At 35.5% G+C, this 12,147-nt stretch carries 9 protein-coding genes and 1 other RNA gene; 7 read left to right on the top strand and 3 right to left on the bottom strand.

The window, feature by feature from the left end; all coding sequences use genetic code 11:
* The first annotated feature begins 6 nt into the window (after window positions 1–6).
* On the top strand, window positions 7–2,508 hold the full coding sequence (locus CYJ72_RS06020) for an ATP-dependent Clp protease ATP-binding subunit (RefSeq protein WP_066126977.1): 2,502 nt from the start codon (window positions 7–9) through the stop codon (window positions 2,506–2,508).
* A 170-nt stretch (window positions 2,509–2,678) separates the two neighbouring features.
* On the opposite strand, the gene CYJ72_RS06025 is transcribed toward CYJ72_RS06020, so the two are convergent.
* Entirely contained in the window at window positions 2,679–3,845 is a 1,167-nt protein-coding gene (locus tag CYJ72_RS06025) for an IS256 family transposase (RefSeq protein ID WP_284628644.1), read from the bottom strand.
* A gap of 315 nt (window positions 3,846–4,160) precedes the next feature.
* Here CYJ72_RS06025 and istA point away from each other — a divergent pair, with 315 nt between their 5' ends.
* The gene (istA, locus tag CYJ72_RS06030; protein WP_284628645.1) at window positions 4,161–5,714 is read left to right on the top strand and encodes an IS21 family transposase; all 1,554 of its coding nucleotides are present in this window, start codon (window positions 4,161–4,163) and stop codon (window positions 5,712–5,714) included.
* The gene (locus tag CYJ72_RS06035; protein WP_284628647.1) at window positions 5,707–6,447 is read left to right on the top strand and encodes an ATP-binding protein; all 741 of its coding nucleotides are present in this window, start codon (window positions 5,707–5,709) and stop codon (window positions 6,445–6,447) included. The genes istA and CYJ72_RS06035 overlap by 8 nt, the downstream gene beginning before the upstream one ends.
* Before the next feature lie 364 nt (window positions 6,448–6,811).
* On the opposite strand, the gene CYJ72_RS06040 is transcribed toward CYJ72_RS06035, so the two are convergent.
* Window positions 6,812–7,690, bottom strand: coding sequence for a LysR family transcriptional regulator (locus tag CYJ72_RS06040; protein WP_066123788.1), 879 nt, complete (start codon window positions 7,688–7,690; stop codon window positions 6,812–6,814).
* Window positions 7,691–7,874: 184 nt separating this feature from the next.
* Window positions 7,875–8,744, bottom strand: a complete 870-nt coding sequence (locus CYJ72_RS06045; RefSeq protein ID WP_066123791.1) for a helix-turn-helix domain-containing protein — start codon at window positions 8,742–8,744, stop codon at window positions 7,875–7,877.
* 440 nt (window positions 8,745–9,184) lie between these two features.
* Between CYJ72_RS06045 and tadA the strand changes: the two genes are divergently transcribed.
* The 4 genes from tadA (at window position 9,185) to CYJ72_RS06065 (ending at window position 12,102) form a co-directional block, all read left to right on the top strand.
* On the top strand, window positions 9,185–9,682 hold the full coding sequence (gene tadA, locus CYJ72_RS06050; RefSeq protein ID WP_066123793.1) for a tRNA adenosine(34) deaminase TadA: 498 nt from the start codon (window positions 9,185–9,187) through the stop codon (window positions 9,680–9,682).
* Window positions 9,683–10,095: 413 nt separating this feature from the next.
* An RNA gene (ffs, locus tag CYJ72_RS06055) (signal recognition particle sRNA small type) lies at window positions 10,096–10,191 on the top strand.
* Between the two features lie 296 nt (window positions 10,192–10,487).
* Window positions 10,488–10,829 (top strand): cupin domain-containing protein, encoded by a 342-nt coding sequence (locus CYJ72_RS06060; RefSeq protein ID WP_066127054.1) that lies wholly within the window; start codon window positions 10,488–10,490, stop codon window positions 10,827–10,829.
* Window positions 10,830–11,046: 217 nt separating this feature from the next.
* A complete protein-coding gene (locus CYJ72_RS06065) occupies window positions 11,047–12,102 on the top strand; it encodes a GntR family transcriptional regulator (protein ID WP_066127057.1) in 1,056 nt (351 codons plus the stop codon).
* Window positions 12,103–12,147 lie beyond the last annotated feature (45 nt).

The following is a 12,147-nucleotide window of genomic DNA, read 5'->3' on the forward strand; positions in this document are numbered from 1 at the left end:
ATAAAAATGTTTGAAGAACTATTTACAGAAAGTGCACGACAAGCGATGATTTATGCGGCAGAGCAAGCTTATTATATGCAACATCAAGCAGTCGGCACAGAACATATATTATTAGGTTTATCTCGTGAAGAAACTGGAATTGCTGGAAAAGCATTAAGAGAACATGGTGCAACTTTCAATGAATTGATTTTAGAATTAGAAGCCATACATGGAAAATTTAGTCAACCGCGACTCAATGCTGAAAGAGTTATACCTTACTCTCCACGTGCTAAAAAAGTTATTATGAATGCTTCTAATGATGCGAAACGATTGGGTGCACCAAAAGTTGGAACTGAGCATTTATTATTAGGTATTTTAAAAGAAGAAATTTTAGCAACGGTTTTACTAAGAAACGTTGGTGTTGATTTTGATGAATTACGCAAAACAATTTATGAATTAATTGGCTTAGCTAGTCAAGACCCAACCAGTGGTGGTAACAATCGACGTAGAAGAAATCCTCGTAACAATAAAGAGGCACAAAAGACGTCTAAAACACCAACACTTGATTCAGTTTCTAGAGATTTAACTGAGCTAGCTAGACAAAATGAATTGGATCCGGTGATTGGACGTGAAAAAGAAGTTCACCGAATTGTGCAAATTATTAGCCGTAGAACCAAAAACAATCCGGTTTTAGTTGGGGAACCAGGTGTCGGTAAAACAGCTATAGCAGAAGGATTAGCTCAAAGAATGATTCAAGGAGATGTTCCTCAAGATATCGCTAAGAAAAGTTTAATTATGTTAGATATGGGAGCATTAGTTGCAGGAACGAAATATCGCGGTGAATTTGAAGAGCGCATGAAAAAAATTATCGAAGAAATTTCTGAAGACGGTAATATTATTCTGTTTATTGATGAATTGCATACATTAATCGGTGCTGGGGGAGCTGAAGGAGCGATTGATGCTTCTAATATATTAAAACCTGCTTTAGCTCGTGGAGAAATACAAGTAGTAGGTGCCACTACTTTAGACGAATACCAAAAGTATATTGAAAAAGATGCGGCATTAGAAAGACGTTTCTCTAAAGTACAAATTGATGAGCCTAGTCAAGAAGAATCTATCTTAATTATAAATGGACTAAAAGAAAAATATGAAGATCACCATAAAGTCGAAATTACTGACGAAGCAGTTGATGCCGCAGTAAAATTAAGTTCTCGCTATATGACAGCAAGACGCTTGCCGGATAAAGCGGTAGATTTAATTGATGAAGCTTCTGCACGTGTTCGTATTGATTCTGCGATTATGCCAAACAAAGTCACGACTGAAACAATTGAGCATCAGTTAGCTGAAATTGGCAATAAAAAAGAAGCCGCAATTCTCAATCGTGATTTTGAAGAAGCCGCAAATTTAAGAGAAAAAGAAGTGGCTCTAGAAGAGCAATTAGCAGAACTTGATAAAGCCAAAGAAAAAGCAAATGATGATTCAACTGTATCGCAATTGAAAGTAACAGCACAAGATGTGGCGCAGGTAGTTGCTTTAGCGACGGGGGTGCCAGTCCAACAAATGGAATCAAGTGAAAGCAAACGATTGATTAATCTAGAAGCTGAATTACATGAACGTGTAATCGGGCAAGATGAAGCGGTCAAAGCAGTTGCCAGAGCGATTCGTAGAGCTCGTAGTGGTTTGAAATCACCAAAACGTCCAATTGGATCATTCCTATTTTTAGGACCTACTGGTGTTGGAAAAACGGAATTAGCCAAAACCTTAGCGACAGCAATGTTTGGTAGCGAAGATAGTATGATTCGGGTTGATATGTCTGAATATATGGAAAAACACAGTGTCTCTCGTTTAGTAGGATCACCTCCAGGATATGTGGGGTATGAAGAAGCAGGGCAATTAACTGAAAAAATACGTCAAAAGCCGTATAGTGTTATTTTATTAGATGAGGTCGAAAAAGCTCATCCAGATGTCTTTAATATTTTATTACAAGTATTTGATGATGGTCATTTAACCGATGGTAAAGGCCGTAAAGTAGACTTTAGAAACACAATTATTATCATGACGTCCAATTTAGGAGCAACAGCCTTAAGGGATGAGAAATCAGTTGGGTTTGGTGCAGTTTCAGTAACACAAAACCATGAAGCGATGGAATCTAGAATACGTGAAGAATTAAAACGTGCATTCCGTCCAGAATTCTTAAACCGTATTGATGAGACAGTTGTCTTCCACTCATTAAGTAAGGAAAATATTCGTGAGATTGTTAAATTACATACTGCTGAAATTGTGAAACGTTTAGAAGAATTAGAAATTGAAGCCCGTGTAACGGATACCGCAGTCGATATTATTGCTGAAGCAGGGTTTGATCCAGAGTATGGTGCAAGACCAATTCGACGCGCTATTCAAAAACAAATTGAAGATGAATTAAGTGAACTACTATTAAGTGGTACAATTGCCTTAGGTGACAAAATCACGATTGGTGGTAGAAGTGGTTCGATAAATATTAATAACCGTAGTAAAGAGCAAAGTAAATAATCGAGTCATTCATTTAACAAATCAAGATAATCATTCGACAGTGAAGTCAAGTCCATAATATTGTGTAAAAATAACTAGCACATTTTTTTATTCCATTTTTTGCCTTAACGATCAACTAATTGCTGACAGGTTCTTAGAAGCAATTAAAATGTTGAAGGGCAAAAAATGAATTACATTTGAATATATATTCTATCTGCTGTTAGCCACTCTTCGTCTTGATCGATTAACATTGCTCCGATTAAGCGATAAGCGGATTCAACATTAGGGAAAATCCGAATGACTCTTTCCCGTCTTCTAATCTCTTCATTTAATCGTTCCAGACAATTGGTACTTTTAAGTCTAGGATGAACAACCGATTCGTTAAGATAAGTAAAGGCGTCTTCAAATCCCTCATCAAGAATCGCTAAGCTGGCTTGATATTTCTTTTCTCCTTCATATTTTTTAAAAAGTTCGTTTTTAACGATGCGGGCAATCTTAATATCCTGAATACGAAACAGTGCCTTGATGTCTTCTTTAAATTCTCTGGTCTCTTTTTTCGGTATTTTAGCTAAGATATTTCTTAAGAAGTGAACCTGACATCTTTGCCAAGAAACATTCAGAAAGTTTTCCTTAATTACTTTTACTAGACCCGTGTGTGCATCAGATATAACCATTTTAAGGCCATTTAGGCCTCTTTCTTTTAAGTAGTTAAAGAAGCGAGACCAAGAGTAATCACTTTCGCCATCACTGATGTCAAAACCGAGGAGTCTTCGTTTTCCTTCTTCACTAATTCCGATTGCGATATGACAAGCTTTGGATACAACCTTATGATTTTCTCTTACTTTTATATAAATAACATCCACCACTAGGTAAGCGTATTGGACAGAACTTAAATCGTGATGACGCCATTGTCGAACCTCTTCATCCAGTTGTTTCGTAAGGGAAGAGACAAATGATTTAGAATAGGTTTTCCCACATAAATTTTCAATGACTTTCGAAACTTTTCTTGTAGAGACACCTTGGATATACATTTCAAGCATGGTTAACGGAAGTGCCTTTTCATTTCTTTGGTAGCGTTCAAAGATTTCTGTTGAAAACTTGCCATCTCTTGTCCTTGGCACTCTGAGGTTTAACGTTCCGAGTTTTGCTGTGTAGTCACGATTGTAATAGCCATTACGATAAGTCATTCTATTGGGATCGCGTTGATAGGCTTCGTTATCTAAGTATTCATCCCGTTCTTTCTCCATCAGTTGATTAAAAACCTTGGTTAGAATACTCTTAGCTATGTTGTCTTTGACTTCTACGTCAATTAAGTTTTGAATTTCTTCTAAATTCAGTGTAAAATGTACTTGGGTCATTTTAATTCCTCCTGGTTTGTTTATTTTTCCTAAAAACATTGTACCAGTTATGGAGGGATAAGTGACCCTTTCTTTTTACACAATTATATGGACTCTATCGACAGTGACTCCCGAAAATGATAGCAATTGATTATTCCACGCTTTCAAGGCAGGCTGTAGCCAATTCAAGGCATCCCCTAGGCACCCCCTGTTTTAACCCCGAATCCGCACATCAAGGCAATCAATCCACGTTTGGAGTCCACCTTGGCCTTTCTTTTAGGTATAGTTATTTTGAAGACATCGTCTTCAAAATATTCTAAAAGGAGGCTGTTTTTAATGGCTAGAAAAATACCGGTCAAGTTGATTATGGAACTCAGAGAGCAAGGGCTCTCGAGAAACATGATTGCTAAGCCAAAAAGAGTCGGGCGTGATTCTGTCAGCGAAGTCTTTCGACGTGCGGATGAGTTAGATTTAACTTACGCAGATATCCAAAACATATCTGAACAAGAAGTTTATCAAAAATTCTTTCCCTCCAAGCACCAATCAGAGGCGCTCTATACCTTGCCTGATTACGATTATGTGCAAGAGGAACTTAAGCGTGTAGGTGTCACACTGAAGTTGTTGTGGACTGAGTATGTCGATGAATGTAAGAAGCAGAAAAGCATTGCAGTTGGATACAGTAAGTTTTGTGAAGACTACAATAAGCATATTGACCAATATAAGCTCACTAATCACTTAAAACATAAACCTGGAGTTTCTACTCAAGTGGATTGGGCTGGAGCGACAATGCAACTCTTAGACCCTGAAAGCGGGGCCTTTATTGAAGTGCATCTCTTTGTGGCTGTTCTACCTTATAGTCAATATACTTACGTTGAAGGAACCCTCGATATGACCAGTGATACTTGGATTCGTTGCCATGTTAACCTCTTTAATTTTCTGGGCGGTACAACCATTCGCCTGATTAGTGATAATCTAAAGACGGGGGTTATCTCACATCCTAAAGAAGGCGATATTATTTTGAATGCCCAGTATGAAGGTTTAGCTGATCATTATGTCATGGCGATTATGCCGACGGGCGTAAAGAAACCTAAACAAAAGGCTGCCGTTGAAGGAGGCGTCAATCAAACTGCGATGGCAGTTATTGCTCCTTTGAGAAATGAAATCTTTACTCGTCTTGACGAACTCAATGACGCTATCATGACACGTATCACACTCTTTAATGCAACACCGTTCCAAAAACGAGAAGGAAGTCGCAAACAAATTTTTGAAACCGTTGAACACCCAACCTTGCGCCCCTTGCCGTTGGTACCGTATGAAGTGGCAGAATGGGTCTATGGTCGCAAAGTAAAACTAGACTGTCACATTACTTTCCAAAAGAATAACTATTCCTGCCCTTACCAATATGTTCGCAAACAGGTGGATTTACGCGTGACAGATCGTCTCCTTGAGGTTTATTACAATCAAGAACGTATCGCGACTCATAAGCGCTTCCCAAGCTATTTAGAATATCAATTCTCGACAAGCCCTGAGCATTTGCCCGAACAATTCAATCGTCCTCAAGTGAATGATACCTTGCTGTTGAATCAAGCCAGAGCAATCGGACCCTTCACACACAAGGTGATTCAAAGAGTCTTTGAAACAGTACCATTAAAAGAACGAGGCTACCAACCCAGTCAATCCATTCTCAAATTAAGTCAATCTTTTTCGAATGAAGACCTTGAAACGGCTTGTCACATCGCCTTAGAGCGAATTCATTCCCCTAGATATCGTCATCTCTACGCCATCTTAACCAATCCAGTTCAAGCTCAATCCGAAGAGAACCACAAACCCGAGCCGCCAATGGGCTTTGTTAGAGGAGCAGCCTATTACGGAGGTGAAGATCATGATTAACAGTGAAAGTATCCGTAAGTTGAGACAGCTTGATTTAGAACCGCTAGTGAGTGCGCTAGAAATGCAGGAACTGGAGAATGATTCACTCACCCTGACCTTTGATGAACGACTCCAATTAGCGATTGATTATCTCTATCAAGAGAAATATAACAAGAAAGTCCATGGATTGATCAAACGGGCTAATTTCCGCTTGCCTGAAGCTGATGTCACCTCCATCTACTACGAGAAGCGAGAACTTAAACAACAAGTGATTCAAGAACTGGCTAGAGGAAATTATCTTCATCGGTATAGAAATGTCGTTTTTCAAGGATTCACAGGCTCTGGGAAAACATATTTAGCCTGCGCTCTAGGTAAAGAGGCTTGTAAGTTAGAAGTTCGAACCCGTTATATCCGACTTCCTGACCTTCTGGTCGAACGCGATGAAGCCACGCTTAAACCCAGTGGTATGAAAAAACTGATTACTAAATATTCGAACTATGGCCTGCTTATCTTGGATGAATGGTTGTTAGAAGACTTATCAGACGAGGATTTAAAGTTTATCTTTGAAATCACTGAGAAACGTTATCAATCAGGTTCAACTATCTTCTGCACTCAATTTAGGAAGAGCGACTGGCATCAACGACTAGGTGGTGGGGTTCATGCTGATGCGATTATGGACCGAATTGTTCATAACTCGGTGTGGTTAGATGCTGGACAATTGAATATGCGTGAACATTTTGCCAACCAAGAATAAAACTTCATTCATAGCCATGCTCCATGAGTATGGCTACTCTCTTGCCTTGAAGCGTGGACTCATTGCCTTGAATTGGCTACAGCCGGACTTGATGCTGCGTATAGGTGGGCTTGAGAGCGCGGAATAAACACAATGACTCTCACTTTGGGAATCACTGATATGATAGTCGTTCATGCAATCAATATCAAAATATTTTTTTATTTACTTGATACTGTCAGGATACCATTTAAAAAATGACGATAGTCAAAATGATAATAAATTTTGGCACAAAAAATAGAGTTAGGACTACTCCAATAGGAATAGGTTCTAACTCTTTTTGTTTGTTTTATTTATTTTTGGATATAATGTGTGGCAACTTGATTGATTAATCCTCAATACTTTTAATTAATAAATCATTAAAGGCTTTTTGTGTATCAGATAATACCATTTCATTGTTAATAACTAAATTCAAGTAACCAATTGGTGGGTTCTTAATCGCAATCGCAACTAAATCATCACGATTTAGAGAGACATTTTCCATTAAAAGTGCGACTCTTTCACCAGAAGCAACAAGTGAAGTGAGAGTATTCATATCATGGCAGTAAAACACATTATCCAACGATAATTGATTTGTTGTGGCCCAATTTTGGAATAATTTTTCGTGGATAGTACCATTTGATAAAGAAACATAAGGTAAATCAACGAGTTCCATTAAGCTTATTTCACGATATCTAGCTAAAGGATGGTTTTGTGAGACGAATAACTTTAATGGACTTTTCGCAATAGGAAATGTATCAACCCATAGATTAGCAAATGTTGGTTGATCGTGAGCAATAATAGCAATTGAGAATTTTTGTTTTCTTAATGAATCGAATAATGCATCAGTTGTATTCTCTTCAATCAATTTTAAGTTTTGTAAATAATCGTTAGCATTCGCTAAAAGTTGAGGTAAAAATAAATTTCCAATTGATGGAACTAAACCTAGCTGAATCGTATCAATCCCCACTGCTTTAATTTCTAGCTTCGTTTGGGCATATAAACCTAGCATATCGATAGTGCGTTGATATAAGGTATGTCCAGTCGGTGTTAAATGGATATTTTTAGCTGATCTTTCTCTTTGAATTAAAGTGGTCTCAAATTCATCTTCTAATCTTTTTAAAGCAATCGAAATAGAAGGTTGAGACACAAAAAAATGTTCAGCTGTTTTAGTGAAACTCAAACTTTCAGCTAAATATTTGAAATATTCTAAGTCTCGTAAGTTCATAATAACCTCCAAAATATTCAGTGAGTATCAAATAATTTAATGTTGAATTCATTCATTATTATAGCATAAAAGCCTATTATAAGCACTATTTATTAATTTATCGAACACTAGAATAATGTAATAAAAATATCAAGAACTCTAATCATTTCATAGAAGCGACTAAAAGTTGTAATAAAAATAGGTACTAGGCAAGGCAGAGGAAGCAAATCATTAAATCAGGTAAATATTGTAATTGCATGCCTGTTTCTTTATAAAATTTTTGCAAACGATAAGTTAAAGTATTCCGATGAATAAAGAGTTTATCAGCAGTTTGGGACAAGTTTCCTTGATTTTCAAATAATGTTTCAATCAGAGAAGAATATTCCGTATTATTCATAATAACTTGTTTTAAAGGAGTCAATAGGGGTAAATCGCTGAGCGCTTTTTTACCAATTTGTTTTAATAAGACGGGTGTAATTTGAGTTAATACACCTATTAATTCCGTTTGAAAACTTTGTTCAACAATAGCAAGTTCTTCCTCATAACGCATGGGTAAGTTGACTGATAATTGATGGACTAAACCAATAATTGCTTGAGTTACCGTATCAAAATCAGCATCTAACGATTGAATAACACCAAGGAGTTGATCAATTGAGATTTCATCGTTGGGTTTGATTCTTAAAACAACACTATATCGACGCTCATTTTTAGTAAACCAATCAATAATCTGATGGCTTGATTCCTTTAGTGTATTAAACCAAAGTTCATCGTCAAAGTTTTCTGGTAATTTTCTGAAATTGATATGCAAAATTTGAAGATTTCCTGAAACAATTGGCATATTACTTGATTTTTTTTCCAGAAAGTTTTGCCAATGAGAGTTTCGAGTAATTGGAATAATGTCACCTTGATCACTGACAATGTTAAGTAACGATATTTCTTTATGAGATAAGGAAGAAAAAGGAATCGCCATTATTTGACTTTCAACGGTAATAATATGATGCGTCTGTCTCAAATCCTCAACATTTGTTGGATTAATCAGCGCTTCTGGAAAGAGCTGTATAATGGAATTTATCAAAATATCCTCTCCTTGAAAATTAGTTATTAATAGTGTACCATAAGTGCAGCTTGAAAGTATATTTTTAGAGAAAGAATGCAACAAAAAACAAGGATGTAATAAAAAATGTCGAATGGATCTTAGGCATATAAAATAATACAGAGTATGAAAATCCTGCTTATTAAACTCAATTTTTGTAATAGGCTTGAAGATAAGAGGAATCATGTTTGAAAAATTAAAGAGCCATCCTCATACTTGATGAGAATCACTGTATTTTACTTTTAACTATAGTGCTAGATGACTAACGAATGGTTTGTGTAAAGGCTATTTAAAAAGCAGGATGACTACCCGAAGCAAATATTATGTCAATTTTAACTATATGCCATCTTTAATTTTATGCTAAAAGAATGAGGGATAATCTTTATTAGCCTAAATAGATAATCATAAGGAGTCGCAAAGAAATGGAATTAACTGAAACACAACGGTTGAAACATGAAAAATTTATGCGAATAGCAATGATGGAAGCCTCATTAGCTGAAATGCAAGGAGAAGTACCCATCGGTGCCATCATAGTTGTAGATAACCAAGTCGTTGCTAAAGCACATAATTTAAGAGAAATTTCTAAACGGGCGATTGCACATGCTGAATTATTAGCCATCGACCAAGCTAATCAAATATTAGAAAAATGGCGATTAGAAGATGCGACACTATATGTGACATTAGAACCATGTGCCATGTGTGCAGGTGCCATTATATTGTCGCGAGTTAAAACAGTGGTCTATGGAGCCCATGATCCAAAAGCAGGCAGTGTAGGAAGTGTGCTCAATTTATTAGAAGAACCTCGTTTTAATCATCAACCAGAAGTTATTTCGGGAATACTAGCAGATGAATGTGGAGCAAAACTAACTAATTTTTTCAGAAACTTACGGAAAAAGAAAAAGTTATCCACAAAGAGTTAATAGTTATCCACAAAGCTGTCAACATTTTACACATTAACTGTGGATAACTTTCTTTATTTTGTGGATAAACTAGCAACATTTGCTAGAAACAGCAATGGTTGATGTTTATTAGCTCTTTTGGTGGAATTAGAATTTATGTATCAACAGGTGCCATCAATATGAACCAAAAACGATGAAAGCATCGTATAAAGTAAATTAATGCTTAAACAAACAACAGGATCAATAAAGGTAACCGTGTTATCAGAATTTTTTGACGTTTGTAACATCTTTTTGACTACTTGAGATATTTTTAAAGATTACTATGGTTAGCTTTCCTCAGGAGTTTTGGATGTGTATAACATTATTGGGATACTATCGAAAGTGTTCATTATTAAACATTGAAAAAGATTGGAATTCTCAAAATAAATATGTTATAATGAATAAAGGCAATAACGGATTCACGAATCGAGTCAGGACCGGAAGGTAGCAGCTATAAGTGATGAAGTTATGTGCCTTTTTTTTTGTTCTATAAATCCTATTAAATCAACATTCTTGAATAAATAATGCGTTTTGTGCGCAAATTGTGCGCATTTTAAATTCGAAATTCCTTAAATGGTAGATAGGAATAATGATACTAAAAGTATAAAACTATGAAGATTAATTTCAAGTTTGGCTGGCTATGCCTAGACTATATAACTGATTCACGTTTTCTTAATGCCCAATGATGAGAGTTAAACTTGATATTTAAGAGCTGCCTCTACAAAATTATGTATATTCAAAAAATTAATTATTCGATAAAATAAACTTATAACAAGGGGGAATGAATATGGCAATTAATCAAGAATGGGTACAATTAACGGATAATTCTAAAAGACGTATTGCCCAAATTTTGGATGGAAGTATGTTAGTGGAGATGGCATTTGAACATCCAGTTGATGAAAATTCAGCAATCGCGACCCATAAGCATTTTCATGAACAAATTACTTATATTAAAAAAGGAACATTTAAGTTCTTAATTATTCACGAAAATGGTGAACAGGAAGAAAGAATTGTCAATGAAGGTGACACCTTAGCACTTCGCTCTAATGTTGAACATGGATGCATTCCATTATCAGAAAACTCAATTTTTATGGATTTTTTCAATCCAATACGTGTCGATTTATTATAAACATTCATAAATTGACAAATCAATTGCATAATAATCGAATCATTGATTTTTCGTTCATTCAAAATGGTTTTGTGTGATTACTCTCAATGCAATTGAATTGAAGAAAAGAGTAAGTTGAGGATAAAATTTAATTTTCTCCAATTTTTTTATATTGTATTTTAATTGATAATCCGTTAAAATAAATGTACGTACAAATTATAGTTGGAGAGATTAAGAGATGAGTTTACCGAAATACCAGCAAATAGCTGAAGTTTTAAGAGAAGAAATAATAAAGGGAACTTATGCCGTTGGCAATGTGATTCCCACCGAAGCCAAATTACAGGAACAATTTGATGTTAGTCGACATACCATTAGACAAGCACTCTCGATTTTAATCAATGAAGGTTATTTACGCTCTGAAAAAGGATCAGGAACCTATGTAAAAAATCGTTTAATTGAGTCGACTAATAACAATTCAACGCGAAAAATTGGTGTCATCACTACTTATCTTTCTGATTATATTTTCCCCAATATTATTAGAGGAATTGAAGAGGTACTACGACAAAATAATTACAGCCTTGTTTTAGCAAGTACCGATAATGATATTGTCCAAGAAGAAATTTGTCTAAAACGTATGTTGGATGAGGAAGTAGCTGGCTTAATTGTCGAACCAACAAAGAGTAATTTGTTCAATCCTAATATTGCTTACTATTCCAAATTTAAAGAACTGGGTATCCCCATATTATTTATTAATGCACATTATGAAACACTCGATTTACCCTATATTGCGATGGATGATAGACAAGCTGCTCAAAAAGCAACTGAGTTTTGGCTTAAACAAGGAATCACGAATATTGGTTTAATTACGAAGATTGATGATTTACAAGGAAAATTAAGAATGAAAGGATTTATTAAAGCTTTTGAAGAAGAAGGCGTTAGTTTTAGTAAAGAGGCCATTCATACTTATACAACTGAAACACTCGATACAGCATTGGCTAATATTGCCAACCAAATCTTAAATGATGAAACGACGACTCGAACTTTTGTTTGCTATAATGATAAGGTGGCTTTAAAATTACAACAATTAGTAGCATCAAAGAACCCTATTTTAGGAAGTAAACTACAATTATCCAGTCACGATAATTCCATCCTTTCAGTGGTAGGCGGTTTTAGTAGTGTCCAACATATAAAAGATGAATTAGGACGAATAGCGGCTAATAAAATGATCGAATCAATTGAAAAAAATAAAGTCATTGAGACGGAAATATTTGTAGGTGAATTAGTTGAGAGATAACAGTGATGTTATCTCTTTTTTGTACAAACAAATAAAAATCACCAT

The sequence above is a fragment of the Globicatella sanguinis genome, assembly GCF_002847845.2.
GTDB classification, from domain to species: domain Bacteria; phylum Bacillota; class Bacilli; order Lactobacillales; family Aerococcaceae; genus Globicatella; species Globicatella sanguinis.